A 15,317-nucleotide genomic window follows, 5' to 3' on the forward strand; every position below is an offset into this window, starting at 1 on the left:
CGGACAGGCTCGCGGCGGTTCCGGAGGCGGCGGCGATCGCCGGGCCCCGCGGCCCCGGCGGCCGCAGGGTGCGCAGCCGGCTGCCGCGGGAGCGGGCGTCGCCGGCGCGGTGCCCCCGGGTGCGGCGGCCGCCCGGTCGGGGCGTGGCACCGGAAACCGCGGCACGGTGGGACGCGGTGGCGCGGTCGGCCGGGCCGGGCAGGCGATGGACGGGCTGGCCCGGTGGGGCGGGCGGGTGGCGGAGTCGGCGCGCGGCTCGCGGGTCCCGTGGATCGCCGCGACGGCGAACCGGGGCACGGCGGCCGCGGACGGGCTGCGGCGCTTCCCCAACCCTCGGCTCACCGGCCTCGGGTGCGGGCTGCTCTGCACGGCCGCGATGCTGACACTGGGGCTGCTGAGCATGCTGCTGGGCGCGTCGGTCACGGTCTACGGGCTGCTGTTCCTGCCGGTCAGCCTGCTCACGGCGACGTGGGTGCGCCCGGGTGACCTGCTGACGGCGCCGATCGTCGGGCCGATCGCGTACGCGCTGGGGCTGCTGTTCATCGCCGACGGGAGCGGGGTCGGCGGGCACGCGATGGGCTTCTTCACGGCGCTGGCCACGGGGGCCGGGTGGCTGTACGGAGGCGTGCTGGTCACCGGGCTGGTGGCGACGGGACGGTGGATCCGGTTCACGTCCGGGTCCGGCGCCGGGGCCGCGTACCGCGAGGGCTAGCCGCCGCTTCCGGGGCGGGAGCGGCGCGGCGTTCGCTTCCGTTCCGTGCTGTGCCCTTCCGTGCTCTCTTCCGTGCCGCACGGCAACGCGTGCACCTGCGCTCGCGTCCGCGGATGCCGGCGCCCCGCCTTCTTGGGGCGACCCTGCCGCCCGCAGGGCGAAGGCGGGCGGGCGGCAGGGTCGCCGGGTTCAGTGCACGGGGGCGCGCCGCGGGGCGGCGCGGCCCGGCGTCAGCTCCGGTGCTGGGCGGCGTGCATGGCCGCGCCCACGATCCCCGCGTTGTTCTGGAGCCGCGCCGGCACGATCTCCGCGCGCACCTTGGTGATCAGGGGCAGGAACTTCTCCGCCTTGCGGCTCACCCCGCCGCCCACGACGAACAGCTCGGGCGAGAACAGCATCTCGACGTGCCGCAGGTACTTCTCGACCCGCCGCGCCCAGTGCTCCCAGGAGAGGTCGCCGTCCTCGCGGGCCTTGTGGGACGCCCGCTTCTCCGCGTCGTGGCCGTTCAGCTCCAGGTGCCCCAGCTCCGTGTTGGGGACCAGCACGCCGTCGGTGAAGACGGCGCTGCCGATGCCGGTGCCGAAGGTCAGCACGATCACCGTGCCCTTGCGGCCCTGACCGGCGCCGAAGTTCATCTCGGCCACGCCCGCCGCGTCCGCGTCGTTGACCACGGTGACCGGGACGCCGCCCAGCCGCCCGCCGAGCAGTGCGGCGGCGTCCGTGTCCACCCAGGCCGCGTCGACGTTGGCCGCGGTGCGGACGGTGGAACCGCCGGTGACCACACCGGGGAAGGTCACGCCCACCGGCCCGTGCCAGTTGAAGTGCTCGACGACCTCCCGGACGCACTCCGCCACGTCGTCAGGGGTCGAGGGCTGCGGGGTCAGCACCTTGTGCCGCTCCGCCGCCAGGTCGCCCCTCGCAAGGTCCACGGGCGCGCCCTTGATTCCGGAGCCGCCGATGTCCACACCGAAGATCTGCATGGCACCACGCTACGACGCGCGGCAGGGCGCCACCGCCGGAAGGGTGTACCGAAAGGGAGCCGGCGACGCGCGGGTGACCGGTGCCAGCCGGCGATGGCCGGTGGTGCGCCCCGGGACGCGGACACCGCGGAGGACCTTCGCGGACACACTCCCGGCCCCGCGGACGCGGAAGGCCCGCGCCTTCGCAGGCGCGGGCCTTCCGGACGGGCGGCAGGGTCAGCCCCGCGTGCCGCCCGTGCGCTCGGCGACCAGCGCCGCCGCCTCCTCGCGGAGGTCGCGCCGCAGTTCCTTGGGGAGCGAGAAGGTGATCGACTCCTCGGCCGCCTTCACGATCTCCACGTCCTCGAAGCCCCGCTGCGACAGGTACTCGAGCACCTGCTCGACCAGCACGTCCGGCACCGAGGCGCCCGAGGTGACGCCGACCGTGGTGACGCCCTCCAGCCAGCTCTCCTCGATCTCGTCGGCGAAGTCGACCAGGTAGGCCGCGGAGGCGCCGGCCAGCTTGGCGACCTCGACCAGGCGCTTGGAGTTGGAGGAGTTGCGCGAGCCGACCACGATCACCAGGTCGGACTCGGCGCCCATCTCCTTCACGGCCAGCTGGCGGTTCTGCGTCGCGTAGCAGATGTCGTCGCTGGGCGGCGAGATCAGCTGCGGGAACTTCTCCTTGAGCGCGCCGACCGTCTCCATCGTCTCGTCGACCGAGAGCGTGGTCTGGGAGAGCCAGACGACCTTCGACGGGTCGCGGACCTCGACCTTGGCGACGTCCTCGGGGCCGTCGACGAGCTGGATGTGGTCGGGGGCCTCGCCGGAGGTGCCGATGACCTCCTCGTGACCCTCGTGGCCGATCAGCAGGATGTCGTAGTCCTCGTCGGCGAACCGGACGGCCTCCTTGTGCACCTTCGTCACCAGGGGGCAGGTCGCGTCGATGGTGGCGAGCCGGCCGGCCTTGGCCTCGTCGTGCACGGTCGGGGCGACGCCGTGGGCGGAGAACATCACGATGTTGCCGGGCGGCACCTCGTCCGTCTGCTCGACGAAGATCGCGCCCTTCTTCTCGAGGGTCTGCACCACGTACTTGTTGTGGACGATCTCGTGACGGACGTAGATCGGGGCCCCGTACTGTTCCAGGGCCTTCTCCACGGCGATCACTGCGCGGTCGACGCCGGCGCAGTAGCCGCGGGGAGAGGCGAGCAGGACACGGCGGCGGCCAGGAGAGTCGGTCATGGGCCCCATCGTACGGGCCGTCCCGGGCACCGGCCCGGTGCCGTCCCCCGCCCGGTGGCCGGGGCGGCGGTGCGGCGGCCCGCCGGCGTCGCCGGTGGCTGTCGGAGCCGACGGTTACGCTCGGGCGCATGGCTGTGAACACGACCCCCGAGGCCCCGTTGCCCGTCGGCCAGGTCTCCCGGTTGATCGGGGGCTGGATCGACCGGCTCGGCGCGGTCTGGGTGGAGGGGCAGATCACCCAGCTCTCCCGCCGCCCCGGCGCGGGCGTGGTGTTCATGACGCTGCGCGACCCCTCGCACGACATCTCGGTGAAGGTCACCTGCTTCCGGCAGGTCTTCGACGCGGTCGCCGACATCGTCGGCGAGGGCGCCCGGGTCCTGGTGCACGCCAAACCGGAGTGGTACGCCCCGCGCGGCGAGCTGTCCCTGCGGGCGGCGGAGATCCGTCCGGTGGGCATGGGCGAGCTGCTGGCGCGGCTGGAGCAGCTGAAGAAGAGCCTGGCCGCGGAAGGGCTGTTCGCGGCGGACCGGAAGCGGCCGCTGCCGTTCCTGCCGCAGCTGGTCGGCCTGGTGTGCGGCCGGGCCTCGGCGGCCGAGCGTGACGTCCTGGAGAACGCACGCCGCCGCTGGCCCGCCGTCCGCTTCGAGGTCCGCAACGTCGCCGTGCAGGGCGTGCACGCCGTGCCGCAGGTGGTGCGGGCGGTGCGGGAGCTGGACGCCATGGACGAGGTCGACGTCATCGTGGTGGCGCGCGGCGGCGGCAGCGTGGAGGACCTGCTGCCGTTCTCCGACGAGGAGCTGGTCCGCACGGTCGCCGGCTGCCGCACGCCGGTGGTCTCCGCGATCGGCCACGAGCCGGACACCCCGCTGCTGGACTACGTCGCCGACCTGCGCGCCTCGACGCCGACCGACGCCGCCAAGAAGGTGGTGCCGGACGTGGGCGAGGAGGCGGAGCGGGTGCGGCAGCTGCGGGACCGGGCGCGACGGTGCGTGGACGCGATGGTCTCGCGGGAGGAACGCGGCCTGCAGAACGCGCTGGCCAGGCCGGTCGTACAGGACCCGCACCGGATGATCGACGACCGGGCCGAGCAGGTCGCGGCGCTCGCCGACCGGGCCCGGCGCACCCTGGGGCACCTGCTGGACCGGGCGGAGTCCGAGCTCACCCACACCCACGCCCGGGTGGTGGCCCTCTCCCCCGCGCAGACGCTGCGCCGGGGCTACGCGGTGCTCCAGCGCCCCGGCGGCCAGGTCGTCCGCGACCCCGCCGAGGCGACGCCGGGCGAGCCGCTGCGCGCCCGGGTCGCCGGCGGCACCTTCACGGTCGTGCCGGCCGCCCCGGCGAAGGCCCCCACCGCCTCCACCCACCCGACCGACACCGACACCGACACCGACACCGACACCGAAGCATGAGGACGGACGCGATGAGCAGCAGGGCCGACGAGCAGTCCGCCGGGGCGACCGAGGCCGGCCGGGCGATGCTCGGCTACGAGCAGGCGCGGGACGAGCTGATCGAGGTGGTCCGGCGACTGGAGGCCGGCGGCACCTCGCTGGAGGAGTCGCTGGCGCTGTGGGAGCGCGGCGAGGAGCTCGCGAAGGTGTGCCGCCGCTGGCTGGAGGGCGCCCGCAAGCGCCTGGACGCCGCGCTGGCCGAGGAGGACGAGGAGCCCGGCGAGGCCACCGCGGAATGACCCCGCACGCCCGTCTTATTTGAATTTTCAACCTCTTCGGTCCTACAGTGGCACCGTTCCACCGGACCCCCGAAAAGGCTGACGCATGTCTCTCGTTCTTGACCCCGCCGCCCAGGACCTGCTGTTCCGCGAGGCGCACACCGCCCAGAAGTTCTCCTCCGAGCCGGTGTCCGAGGAGCAGCTCAAGGCGGTCCACGACCTGGTCAAGTTCGGCCCGACGGCTTTCAACCAGTCGCCGCTGCGGGTGACGCTGGTCCAGTCCCCCGAGGCCCGCGCCCGCCTGGTCGAGCTGCTGTCGGACGGCAACAAGGCCAAGACCGCCTCCGCCCCCGTGGTGGCGGTCCTGTCCGCCGACGCCGAGTTCCACGAGGAGCTCGACACGCTGCTCCCGGCGATCCCGAACGCCAAGGACATGTTCTTCAGCGAGCGCCCGGTCCGTGAGCGTTCCGCGCTCGCCAACGCGCAGCTGCAGGCCGCCTACTTCATCATCGGCGTCCGCGCCGCCGGTCTGGCCGCGGGCCCGATGACCGGTGCCGACATGGAGGGCATCCGCAAGGAGTTCCTCGGCGACGACCACCTGCCGCTGATGGTCGTCAACATCGGCCACCCCTCCACGGAGGAGGGCGCCCACTACCCGCGCGCCCCGCGCCTGTCCTACGAGCAGGTCTTCACCACCGTCTGACCGCCCGGCACCGGAAAGGCCCCCCGCACTCCGCGAGGGGCTTTCTCCGTGTACGGGGGGCGCGGCGGCGCCGCGAAGGGGCCGCCTACTCCGCGGGCTTCTCCTCGGTGCGCAGCGCCCCGGCCAGGACGGTGAGCTCCTCGAGGTCCGCACTGCCGGTCACCACCGTGGTCACGCCCTGCTCCCGGAGGACCAGGGCGTCGTACCGGTCGCCCTCGTAACGGTCCCAGTCGCGGCCCGCGACCCTTGCCGTGCCGGCCTTCGAGGCGCCCTGGGTGGCGGACTCCACGAACTCCGACGGCTTCTGCGTGGACTGCTCCAGCGCCGCGTAACCGCCGTCCGGGTCGGCGAAGCCGAGGTGCCAGCGCGCGTGCTCGGCCTTGTAGCGCACCGACGTCGCCGTCCAGCCGCCCGGCAGGCCCTCGGGCGCGGCCACCGGGTACGGCGCGGCACGGCGGGCCGTCAGGAGCTCCACCCGGTAGTCCACCCGCTTCGGCTCCGGCGCGGTGTCGTCGTGCGGGACGAAGAGATAGATCACGAACGCCGCGAGAAGAATGAGGCCCAGGGAGAGAACCATGTCCCGGACCGACTGCTTGCCTTTCATACCTGCCACGCCCCTATCGTCGCAGGTGCGCCACGCGCTCATCCGTGGGGTCCTCTGCTCATAATTTCACTCGGAGGCTAGAGTCGAGGACGAACGACCCTCATCCGGCCGTCGTCATACAGGGAAGGTGCCGATGACCGAGCACAATCTGCTGCCGTCCGAACTCGAGGTCCCCTCCGAGGCCCCCGACCGCAACCTGGCCCTGGAACTGGTCCGGGTCACCGAGGCGGCCGCCCTGGCGGCGGGCCGCTGGGTGGGCCGCGGTGACAAGAACGGCGCCGACGGCGCCGCCGTGCGCGCCATGCGCACCCTCGTCTCGACCGTCTCGATGAACGGCGTCGTCGTCATCGGCGAGGGCGAGAAGGACGAGGCCCCCATGCTGTTCAACGGGGAACGGGTGGGTGACGGCACCGGCCCCGAGTGCGACATCGCCGTCGACCCGATCGACGGCACCACCCTCACCGCCAAGGGCATGACCAACGCGATCTCCGTGCTGGCCGCCGCCGACCGGGGCTCGATGTTCGACCCGTCGGCGGTCTTCTACATGGACAAGCTGGTCACCGGCCCGGAGGCCGCCGACTTCGTCGACATCGACGCCCCGGTGTCGGTGAACATCCGCCGGATCGCCAAGGCGAAGCGCTCCACGCCCGAGAGCGTCACCGTGGTCATCCTGGACCGCCCCCGCCACCAGCAGCTGATCCAGGACGTCCGGGAGACCGGCGCGCGGATAAAGCTGATCTCCGACGGCGACGTGGCGGGCTCCATCCTCGCCCTGCGCGAGGGGACCGGCATCGACCTGCTGCTGGGCGTCGGCGGCACGCCGGAGGGCATCATCTCGGCCTGCGCCGTGAAGTGCCTGGGCGGCACCATCCAGGGCAAGCTCTGGCCGAAGGACGACGAGGAGCGTGAGCGTGCGCTCGCGGCCGGCCACGACCTGGACCGGGTGCTGACCACCGACGACCTGGTCTCCGGCGAGAACGTGTTCTTCGTGGCCACCGGCATCACCGACGGCGAACTGCTGCGCGGGGTGCGCTACCGCTCCGAGACGGCGACGACGTCCTCGATCGTGATGCGCTCGAAGTCGGGCACGGTGCGGGAGATCCACTCCGAGCACCGGCTGAGCAAGCTCCGGGCGTACAGCAAGATCGACTTCGACCGGGCCAAGTAGCCGGAGGGCTCGGCGGGCAGAGGGGCGCTCCCGGTGCGGCGGGGGCGCCCTTCGGGGTTCCGGGCCGGCGCCGCTTCCTCTGTGGTGCCGGTCAGCCCGCGGCCGCTATCCGGCCGCCGGCCGAGGAGCGGGCCTTCTTGAGCTCGATGTCCCGCCGCCGGCGGCGCGCCAGCACCAGGCGGCGCTCGGCGGCCGTCAGCCCGCCCCACACGCCGTAGGGCTCCGGCTGCAGCAGGGCGTGCTCCCGGCACTCCACCATCACCGGACACTGCGCGCAGACCCGCTTGGCCGCCTCCTCGCGGGACAGCCGGGCGGCCGTGGGCTCCTTGGACGGGGCGAAGAAGAGTCCCGCCTCGTCCCTGCGGCAGACGGCCTCGTTGTGCCAGGGCGCCTCCTGGTCGCGCTCCCTGCGGGCGCTCCGCCGGGCCGGGACCTGTGCGACCTTGGTGACCTGCAGGGACGAACGCGTGTGCTGCGGCACGGTCTACTCCTGACGAAGGCTTCGCGAGCGAGCGGCGATGCGTCAAGCACTACCCCTCGCACACGTGCCGTATGCACCCTGTACACGCATCGCGACGCAGCGGCGCGGTCACAACTCCCGTGCGCCGCCGCCGAGATGCCGACGCGCTCCGGCGCCGTGCCCGCCGCCGGTGTGCTTGTGCCGTGAGCGGTCGAGGTGCCGCTGCACACGGTCGCGGATGTCGGCCACCAGACGCCCGCGGCGCGCCCGCGCCTCGACGCTCCCCAGCACCGCCCAGCCGTCCACGTAGATCACCGGCGCGTTGGAGTCCGCGGCGTCGGCCGTGTCCACCTCGAAGCTGCCGAGCACGCCGCCGCCGGTGCCGCGCAGGGTGACGTTCTCCGGCACGTAGACCTCGACGCTGCCGAAGACGGACACGGCCTTGACGGTGACCTGCTGGTGCTCGAACACGGCCTCGCTGAGGTCGATCTCGACGCTGCCGAATATCGCGTAGGCGTTGATGCGGCGCCCGGCCCGCCAGCGGCCGGTACGGGAGGCGGCGCTGAACACCGCCGTCACGTTCTCCTCCGCCACGGGGAGGGACTCGAGGGCGAAGGCCGGCGCCGCGGCGGGCGCGGACCGCCCCACGGGCAGGTCACGCACGTACTCCTCCAGCTCGCCGAGGGTCCGGGCGGCGAGCGCCCCCTCGACCCGCTCGGCGTACTCCTCGGGCGTGAGGCGGCCTTCGGCGACGGCCTCGCGCAGCTGATCCACGACACGGTCCCGCTCGGCGTCCGACGCCCGCAGCTCAAGGTTCTTGTGAAGGTCCACATCCGGAGGCTAGCAGTCGCGATGTATCGCGAACATCCTCCGGAAGGGGGATGTCGTGACGAGCCCCACCTCACATCGGCGGCCCCGCGCCCACGTCTTAGGCTGGTGGGCACCGGCTGTCTTTCGAGTGAGGAAATGGGCGAAGATGCCTGAGTTCGCGTACACCGATCTGCTCCCCGCGGGAGAGGACACCACCCCTTACCGGCTGGTGACCTCCGAGGGCGTGTCGACCTTCGAGGCCGACGGCCGCACGTTCCTCAAGGTGGAGCCGGAGGCGCTGCGCAAGCTCGCCGAGGAGGCCGTGCACGACATCCAGCACTACCTGCGCCCCGACCACCTCGCCCAGCTCCGCAAGATCATCGACGACCCCGAGGCTTCCGCCAACGACAAGTTCGTCGCCCTGGACCTGCTGAAGAACGCGAACATCGCGGCGGCCGGCGTGCTGCCCATGTGCCAGGACACCGGCACCGCGATCGTGATGGGCAAGCGCGGCCAGAACGTGCTGACCGAGGGCGGCGACGAGGAGGCCCTCTCCCGCGGCATCTACGACGCGTACCGCAACCTCAACCTGCGCTACTCCCAGATGGCCCCGATCACCATGTGGGAGGAGAAGAACACCGGCTCCAACCTGCCCGCGCAGATCGAGCTGTACGCGACCGACGGCGGCGCCTACAAGTTCCTCTTCATGGCCAAGGGCGGCGGCTCGGCCAACAAGTCGTTCCTCTACCAGGAGACCAAGGCGGTCCTCAACGAGGCCTCCATGATGAAGTTCCTGGAGGAGAAGATCCGCTCGCTGGGCACGGCCGCCTGCCCGCCGTACCACCTGGCGATCGTCGTCGGCGGCACCTCGGCCGAGTTCGCGCTGAAGACCGCCAAGTACGCCTCCGCGCACTACCTGGACAACATCCCCACCGAGGGCTCCGAGCTGGGCCACGGCTTCCGGGACACCGAGCTGGAGGAGAAGGTCTTCGAGCTCACCCGCGAGCTCGGCATCGGCGCCCAGTTCGGCGGCAAGTACTTCTGCCACGACGTCCGCGTCATCCGCCTCCCCCGCCACGGCGCCTCCTGCCCGGTCGCGCTCGCCGTCTCCTGCTCCGCGGACCGCCAGGCCGTCGCGAAGATCACCGCCGAGGGCGTCTTCCTGGAGCAGCTGGAGAGGGACCCGGCGCGCTTCCTCCCGGACACCACCGAGGCCGACCTCATCCAGTCCGGCGACGTCGTCAAGATCGACCTCAACCGGCCGATGGACGAGATCCTCGCCGAGCTGACCAAGCACCCGGTCAAGACCCGCCTGTCGCTCACCGGCCCGCTGGTCGTCGCCCGCGACATCGCGCACGCCAAGATCAAGGAGCGCCTGGACGCCGGCGAGGGCATGCCGCAGTACCTGAAGGACCACCCGGTCTACTACGCGGGCCCCGCCAAGACCCCCGAGGGCTTCGCCTCCGGCTCCTTCGGCCCCACCACGGCCGGCCGGATGGACTCCTACGTGGAGCAGTTCCAGGCCGCGGGCGGCTCCAAGGTCATGCTGGCCAAGGGCAACCGCTCCCAGCAGGTCACCGACGCCTGTGCCACGCACGGCGGCTTCTACCTGGGCTCCATCGGCGGCCCCGCCGCGCGCCTGGCGCAGGACTGCATCAAGAAGGTCGAGGTCCTGGAGTACGAGGAGCTCGGCATGGAGGCGGTCTGGCGGATCGAGGTCGAGGACTTCCCGGCGTTCGTCGTGGTCGACGACAAGGGCAACGACTTCTTCCAGAACCCGGCGCCCGCCCCCACCTTCACCTCCATCCCGGTCCGCGGCCCCGGCCTCTGACCCGGACCGACCACACGCGTGCGGCGTGCACCGCCCGGGTCCTACGGGCGGCGCGCGCCGCACGCGTGCGTCGGGCGCCGCTCACGTCGGCGCGCCGCTCACGTCGGCGCGCCGCTCACACGAACCGCCGGTTCGCCGCGCGCGGCGGCCGTGGCCGGTCGGTGCTGCGCGGTGGACGACCCCTCCCGCGTGGTGCGGTGTCCCGCTCGGACGTCCCCTTGGGTGTGTACCGGCGGGTAAGGGCGGTTGGGAAGACGACGAACCGGTCAACCGGTTGAAGGGGGAGGCGTGCGGCGGACCGGCCGGCGCCCCGGCCGGTGGAAACCGGGTGAGGAAAGGGACGACGATGACGAGCGGGACGGAACGGGACGCCGCGACGGACGACTTCGACGGGCCCGGCGCCGAGGCGCGGGCCGGGCAGTGGCGCGTCGAGCACGACTCCATGGGCGAGGTGCGGGTCCCCGCCACGGCCAGGTGGCGGGCGCAGACGCAGCGCGCGGTGGAGAACTTCCCCGTCTCGGGGCAGCGGCTGGAGCGCGCCCACATCGAGGCGCTGGCCCGGATCAAGGGCGCCGCCGCCAAGGTCAACGCCGAACTGGGCGTGCTGGACGGCTCGGTGGCCGAGGCGATCCGCGCGGTCGCCGCCGAGGTCGCCCGGGGCGCGTGGGACGACCACTTCCCGGTGGACGTCTTCCAGACCGGGTCGGGGACCTCGTCCAACATGAACATGAACGAGGTGATCGCGTCCCTGGCCACCGAGCGGCTCGGCCGGGACGTCCACCCCAACGACCATGTGAACGCCTCCCAGTCGTCGAACGACGTCTTCCCTTCCTCCCTCCACATCGCGGCCACGGCCGCGGTCACCCGGGACCTGATCCCGGCGCTGGAGCACCTGGCCGGGGCGCTGGAGCGCAAGGCGGAGGAGTTCGCCGACGTGGTGAAGGCGGGCCGCACCCATCTGATGGACGCCACCCCGGTGACCCTCGGGCAGGAGTTCGGCGGCTACGCGGCGCAGATCCGGTACGGGGTGGAGCGGCTGCGCGCCTCGCTGCCGCGCCTGGCGGAGCTCCCGCTGGGCGGCACGGCGGTCGGCACCGGCATCAACACCCCGCCCGGGTTCTCGGCGGCGGTGATCGCGGAGGTCGCCCGGGACACCGGGCTCCCGCTCACCGAGGCCCGCGACCACTTCGAGGCGCAGAGCGCCCGGGACGGCGTCGTGGAGACCAGCGGGCAGCTGCGGACCGTCGCGGTGAGCCTGACCAAGATCTGCAACGACCTGCGCTGGATGTCCTCGGGACCGCGCACCGGCCTCGCGGAGATCGCCCTGCCCGACCTCCAGCCCGGTTCGTCGATCATGCCGGGCAAGGTCAACCCCGTGGTGCCGGAGGCGGTCCTGATGGTGGCGGCGCAGGTGGTCGGCAACGACGCCACCGTCGCCTGGGCGGGCGCCGCGGGCAACTTCGAGCTGAACGTGATGCTGCCGGTGATCGCCAAGAACGTGCTGGAGTCGGTGCGGCTGCTCGCCAACGCCTCCCGGCTGCTGGCCGACCGGACGGTGGACGGGATCGTCGCGCACCGTGAACGGGCCCTGGAGTACGCCGAGTCCTCGCCGTCCGTGGTCACGCCCCTGAACCGGTACATCGGCTACGAGGAGGCGGCGAAGGTGGCCAAGCGGGCGCTCGCGGAGCGGCGCACCATCCGCCAGGTGGTGCTGGAGGGCGGTTACGTGGACCGCGGCGAGCTCACGCTGGAGCAGCTGGACGAGGCCCTGGACGTGCTGCGGATGACCCGGCCCTGACCCGCTGACGGCCACGGGCGGCCCCGGCACCGCCGGCGAACCGCCCGTGGCCCAGTCCCCCGCTCCGCCGGCTGGACCGCCCGTGGCCGGGGGTGGAAACCGCCCGTGGCCGCGGGCAGAACCGCCCGTGACCGCCCCCCACCACGCCGCCGCACCCCACCGCGCCGCCACGCCCGCACCGCCGCGCGGACCCCTCCCGTCGCGCCCGTGTGAACGCGCGTGATCCGGACCGCAGCGGGCGCGCCCGGGTGACGCCTAGGATCGGCCCATGACAGCAGACTGCGGAGCGGCACGGCGGAACGGGAGCGGGGCGACGGAGTACTGGACCCCCGGCAGTCACATCCTGTGGCGGTACCGGGAGAACGCCGGGAGCCGTTTCCACATCTGCCGTCCCGTCACCGTGGTCCGCGACGACGCCGAACTGCTGGCGGTCTGGCTGGCCCCGGACACCGAGTGCGTCCGGCCGGTGCTCGCCGACGGCACCCCGGTCCACCGGGAGCCGCTGGAGTCGCGCTACACCAAGCCCCGCGCCACGCGCCGCGGCCGCTGGTTCGGCACCGGGGTGCTGAAGCTGGCGCAGCCCGGGCGTCCGTGGTCGGTGTGGCTGTTCTGGGAATCGGGCTGGCGGTTCAAGAACTGGTACGTCAATCTGGAGGAGCCGCTGGCCCGCTGGGCGGGCGGCGTGGACTCCGAGGACCACTTCCTGGACGTCGTCGTCGGCCCGGACCGCACCTGGTCCTGGCAGGACGAGGACGAGTTCGCCGAGGCGCAGCGCGCCGGACTGATGGACGCGGGCACCGCCGTGCGGGTCCGGGAGGCGGGGCTGCAGGCGGTGGAGGTGGTGCGCGCCTGGGGTTCGCCGTTCTCCGACGGCTGGGAGAACTGGCGGCCGGACCCGGCCTGGACGCTTCCGTCCTTGCCGGATGACTGGGACCGCACGCCCGCGCACGTCTCCACGTGAGACCCTTGATGCACCGTGGGAGCCCAACCGTAGGATCGTCCTCCGGAACGCGCGCGGCGGGCAACGGCAAGTGTTCTCCCAGGGGTTGACGTCAGGTCAGCCCCTGGTGGCAGGGATGAGAGGGAAGGTTCGCGAGGGCGGCGCCGGTGCGGACCGGCGAGCACGGGATTGGCCTTTGGCGGCCCCGGACGGATGGATTCGACAAGCGTGACGGAGCACCCCACACCCGACACCCCGGCCTCCGTGCGCCCCGGCGCAGGGCCGGCCCGGTCCACGGCGCCGCGCGACCGGCGGTCCGGCCCCGCCGGCGCCCGGTCCGAGCACAGTCAGCCGGAGTCGGGCGCCGACCCCGCCGACGCCCCGCGCCCACGCCCCGCGCCCGACTCCATCCCCGCGCAGCCCAAGCCGTCCCGCCGGCGGTCCGCCAAGCAGGCCTCCGGCGGCAAGGGCAAAGGCGGCCGGGGCAACGGCCGGGGCGCCCCGGCGGTGCGGACCGCGCCCGCGGCGAAGGCCGCCCCGGCCTCGGCGTCCGGCGCCCCGCAACCGTCCGGGGCCCCGGGCGGCTCCGGCGCGCCCGGGGGCAAGGACCGCCGCAGCGGCCGGGCCGCCGGGCCGGGTGCGGGCCCGGTCCCCATGCGGCGCGACGGCGAGCGGCTGCGGTTCGTCGGCGCGGCCACCCGGCGCATCGCGCGCGGCATGGACCTCGACGAGATCGTGATGGGCCTGTGCCGGGCCACCGTGCCCGCCTTCGCCGACGCCATCCTGGTCCACCTGCGTGAGCCGCTGCCGGTGGGCGACGAGCGGCCCGCCGGTCCGGTGGTGCTGCGGCTGCGCCGCACCGACCGCATCCCGCCCGACCGGGTGTCCGGCGCTCCGGATCCGCTGCCCGCGCTGCCCGCGCTGGCCACCGGCGAGGCGCCGGACGCGGAGGTGCCGCCGGGCAGCCCGCTGGACGAGGTGCTGCGCGGGGTCCGCCCCGTCTTCGCCGACTCGCCGACCGCCCGCGAGGCGCTGTCCGGGCTGCTCGGCGAGGGCGCCGACGCGGTCGCCACCGGCCAGCACGCCATCCTGGCCCCGCTGCGCGGCCGCCGCCGGGTGATCGGCGCGGCGGTGTTCCTGCGCGGTCCCGAGCGCATCCCGTTCGAGGGGGACGACCTGCTGGTCGCCGCCCAGCTGGCCACGCACAGCGCGCTGGGCATCGACAAGGCGGTGCTCTACGGCCGTGAGGCGTACATCGCCGACGAGCTGCAGCGCACCATGCTCCCGGAGACGCTGCCCCGCCCGACGGGGGTGCGCCTCGCCTCCCGCTACCTGCCGGCCGCCCAGACCGCCCGGGTGGGCGGCGACTGGTACGACGCGATCCCGCTGCCCGGCAGCCGGGTCGCCCTGGTGGTCGGCGACGTGATGGGTCACTCGATGACCTCCGCGGCGATCATGGGCCAGCTGCGGACCACGGCGCAGACCCTGGCCGGGCTCGACCTGCCGCCGCAGGAGGTCCTGCACCACCTGGACGAGCAGGCGCAGCGGCTGGGCACCGACCGGATGGCGACCTGCCTGTACACGGTCTACGACCCGGTCGCGCACCGCATCACCATCGCCAACGCCGGTCACCCGCCGCCCGTCCTGCTGCACATGGACGGGCGGGCCGAGGTGCTGGAGGTGCCGGCCGGCGCGCCGATCGGCGTGGGCGGGGTCGACTTCGAGGCCGTCGAGCTGGACGCCCCGGCCGGGGCGACGCTGCTGCTGTACACCGACGGCCTGGTCGAGTCCCGGCTGCGCGACGTGTGGACCGGCATAGAGCAGCTGCGGGACAGGCTGGAGGCCACCGCCCGGCTCACCGGCCAGGACCACGCGCCGCCGCTGGAGGCGCTGTGCGACGAGGTGCTGGACATGCTGGGCCCCGGCGACCGCGACGACGACATCGCGCTGCTCGCCGCCCGGTTCGAGGGCATCGCCCCCAGCGACGTGGCGTCCTGGGAGCTGTACCCGGAGAACGCGGCGCCGGGCCAGGCGCGGCGGCTGGCGCGGACGGCACTGCAGAACTGGGGGCTGGACGCGCTGACCGACTCAGTCCAGCTGCTGGTCAGCGAGGTCGTCACCAATGCCGTGCGGTACTCGAACCGGCCCATCACGCTGCGGCTGCTGCGCACCGACGTGCTGCGCTGCGAGGTGGTCGACGACGTCCCGCAGCTGCCGCGGCTGCGGCAGGCCCGGGCCACCGACGAGGGGGGCCGCGGCCTGTACCTGGTGAGCCGGCTGGCCCGCCGGTGGGGCGCCACCCGTCTGTCCACCGGCAAGGCGGTCTGGTTCGAGCTCAACCATCCCTGACGCGACGCCTGGCGTACGACAGCGGGAAGGGGCCCCGCCGCGAACAGCGGCGGGGCCCCTTCCGTTCGGTGGCGG

At 73.6% G+C, this 15,317-nt stretch carries 14 protein-coding genes; 9 read left to right on the top strand and 5 right to left on the bottom strand.

The window, feature by feature from the left end:
- Nucleotides 1-166: 166 nt before the first annotated feature.
- On the top strand, nucleotides 167-712 hold the full coding sequence (locus Sfr03f_RS16110) for a DUF6542 domain-containing protein (RefSeq protein ID WP_245967579.1): 546 nt from the start codon (nucleotides 167-169) through the stop codon (nucleotides 710-712).
- Nucleotides 713-942: 230 nt separating this feature from the next.
- On the opposite strand, the gene ppgK is transcribed toward Sfr03f_RS16110, so the two are convergent.
- Nucleotides 943-1,692, bottom strand: coding sequence for a polyphosphate--glucose phosphotransferase (gene ppgK / locus Sfr03f_RS16115; protein WP_108954579.1), 750 nt, complete (start codon nucleotides 1,690-1,692; stop codon nucleotides 943-945).
- A 216-nt stretch (nucleotides 1,693-1,908) separates the two neighbouring features.
- Nucleotides 1,909-2,922, bottom strand: a complete 1,014-nt coding sequence (locus Sfr03f_RS16120; RefSeq protein ID WP_108954580.1) for a 4-hydroxy-3-methylbut-2-enyl diphosphate reductase — start codon at nucleotides 2,920-2,922, stop codon at nucleotides 1,909-1,911.
- 119 nt (nucleotides 2,923-3,041) lie between these two features.
- Between Sfr03f_RS16120 and xseA the strand changes: the two genes are divergently transcribed.
- The 3 genes from xseA (at nucleotide 3,042) to Sfr03f_RS16135 (ending at nucleotide 5,282) form a co-directional block, all read left to right on the top strand.
- A complete protein-coding gene (gene xseA / locus Sfr03f_RS16125; protein WP_108954581.1) occupies nucleotides 3,042-4,322 on the top strand; it encodes an exodeoxyribonuclease VII large subunit in 1,281 nt (426 codons plus the stop codon).
- Between the two features lie 11 nt (nucleotides 4,323-4,333).
- Nucleotides 4,334-4,600 carry an exodeoxyribonuclease VII small subunit gene (locus tag Sfr03f_RS16130; RefSeq protein ID WP_108954582.1) on the top strand — a complete coding sequence of 89 codons (267 nt, stop codon included), beginning with the start codon at nucleotides 4,334-4,336 and terminating at the stop codon, nucleotides 4,598-4,600.
- Nucleotides 4,601-4,685: 85 nt separating this feature from the next.
- Complete coding sequence (locus Sfr03f_RS16135) at nucleotides 4,686-5,282, top strand: malonic semialdehyde reductase (RefSeq protein WP_108954583.1); 597 nt, start codon at nucleotides 4,686-4,688, stop codon at nucleotides 5,280-5,282.
- Nucleotides 5,283-5,367: 85 nt separating this feature from the next.
- On the opposite strand, the gene Sfr03f_RS16140 is transcribed toward Sfr03f_RS16135, so the two are convergent.
- Entirely contained in the window at nucleotides 5,368-5,895 is a 528-nt protein-coding gene (locus tag Sfr03f_RS16140; RefSeq protein ID WP_170145094.1) for a DUF4245 domain-containing protein, read from the bottom strand.
- A 124-nt stretch (nucleotides 5,896-6,019) separates the two neighbouring features.
- Here Sfr03f_RS16140 and glpX point away from each other — a divergent pair, with 124 nt between their 5' ends.
- The gene (gene glpX, locus Sfr03f_RS16145; RefSeq protein WP_108954585.1) at nucleotides 6,020-7,054 is read left to right on the top strand and encodes a class II fructose-bisphosphatase; all 1,035 of its coding nucleotides are present in this window, start codon (nucleotides 6,020-6,022) and stop codon (nucleotides 7,052-7,054) included.
- A gap of 91 nt (nucleotides 7,055-7,145) precedes the next feature.
- Here glpX and Sfr03f_RS16150 read toward each other — a convergent pair whose 3' ends face one another.
- A complete protein-coding gene (locus Sfr03f_RS16150) occupies nucleotides 7,146-7,535 on the bottom strand; it encodes a WhiB family transcriptional regulator (protein ID WP_108954586.1) in 390 nt (129 codons plus the stop codon).
- 108 nt (nucleotides 7,536-7,643) lie between these two features.
- The gene (locus tag Sfr03f_RS16155; protein WP_108954587.1) at nucleotides 7,644-8,345 is read right to left on the bottom strand and encodes a DUF1707 SHOCT-like domain-containing protein; all 702 of its coding nucleotides are present in this window, start codon (nucleotides 8,343-8,345) and stop codon (nucleotides 7,644-7,646) included.
- Between the two features lie 145 nt (nucleotides 8,346-8,490).
- Here Sfr03f_RS16155 and Sfr03f_RS16160 point away from each other — a divergent pair, with 145 nt between their 5' ends.
- The 4 genes from Sfr03f_RS16160 to Sfr03f_RS16175 all read left to right on the top strand — a co-directional run bounded on the left by Sfr03f_RS16160 (nucleotide 8,491) and on the right by Sfr03f_RS16175 (nucleotide 15,242).
- A complete protein-coding gene (locus Sfr03f_RS16160; protein WP_108954588.1) occupies nucleotides 8,491-10,155 on the top strand; it encodes a fumarate hydratase in 1,665 nt (554 codons plus the stop codon).
- Nucleotides 10,156-10,501: 346 nt separating this feature from the next.
- A complete protein-coding gene (locus Sfr03f_RS16165) occupies nucleotides 10,502-11,953 on the top strand; it encodes a class II fumarate hydratase (RefSeq protein ID WP_281262839.1) in 1,452 nt (483 codons plus the stop codon).
- A gap of 268 nt (nucleotides 11,954-12,221) precedes the next feature.
- A complete protein-coding gene (fomD, locus tag Sfr03f_RS16170; protein ID WP_108954589.1) occupies nucleotides 12,222-12,914 on the top strand; it encodes a cytidylyl-2-hydroxypropylphosphonate hydrolase in 693 nt (230 codons plus the stop codon).
- Between the two features lie 192 nt (nucleotides 12,915-13,106).
- Complete coding sequence (locus Sfr03f_RS16175; protein WP_108954590.1) at nucleotides 13,107-15,242, top strand: ATP-binding SpoIIE family protein phosphatase; 2,136 nt, start codon at nucleotides 13,107-13,109, stop codon at nucleotides 15,240-15,242.
- Nucleotides 15,243-15,317: the final 75 nt, after the last annotated feature.

Origin of the sequence: Streptomyces fragilis (genome assembly GCF_003112515.1) — a bacterium.
Taxonomy (GTDB): domain Bacteria; phylum Actinomycetota; class Actinomycetes; order Streptomycetales; family Streptomycetaceae; genus Streptomyces; species Streptomyces fragilis.

Excerpts from the sequence above, each read along its gene's own strand:
- ppgK (WP_108954579.1), bottom strand. The coding sequence starts at position 1,692 with ATGCAGATCTTCGGTGTGGACATCGGCGGCTCCGGAATCAAGGGCGCG.
- Sfr03f_RS16120 (WP_108954580.1), bottom strand. The coding sequence starts at position 2,922 with ATGGGGCCCATGACCGACTCTCCTGGCCGCCGCCGTGTCCTGCTCGCC.
- xseA (WP_108954581.1), top strand. The coding sequence starts at position 3,042 with ATGGCTGTGAACACGACCCCCGAGGCCCCGTTGCCCGTCGGCCAGGTC.
- Sfr03f_RS16130 (WP_108954582.1), top strand. The coding sequence starts at position 4,334 with ATGAGCAGCAGGGCCGACGAGCAGTCCGCCGGGGCGACCGAGGCCGGC.
- Sfr03f_RS16135 (WP_108954583.1), top strand. The coding sequence starts at position 4,686 with ATGTCTCTCGTTCTTGACCCCGCCGCCCAGGACCTGCTGTTCCGCGAG.
- glpX (WP_108954585.1), top strand. The coding sequence starts at position 6,020 with ATGACCGAGCACAATCTGCTGCCGTCCGAACTCGAGGTCCCCTCCGAG.
- Sfr03f_RS16160 (WP_108954588.1), top strand. The coding sequence starts at position 8,491 with ATGCCTGAGTTCGCGTACACCGATCTGCTCCCCGCGGGAGAGGACACC.
- Sfr03f_RS16165 (WP_281262839.1), top strand. The coding sequence starts at position 10,502 with ATGACGAGCGGGACGGAACGGGACGCCGCGACGGACGACTTCGACGGG.
- fomD (WP_108954589.1), top strand. The coding sequence starts at position 12,222 with ATGACAGCAGACTGCGGAGCGGCACGGCGGAACGGGAGCGGGGCGACG.
- Sfr03f_RS16175 (WP_108954590.1), top strand. The coding sequence starts at position 13,107 with ATGGATTCGACAAGCGTGACGGAGCACCCCACACCCGACACCCCGGCC.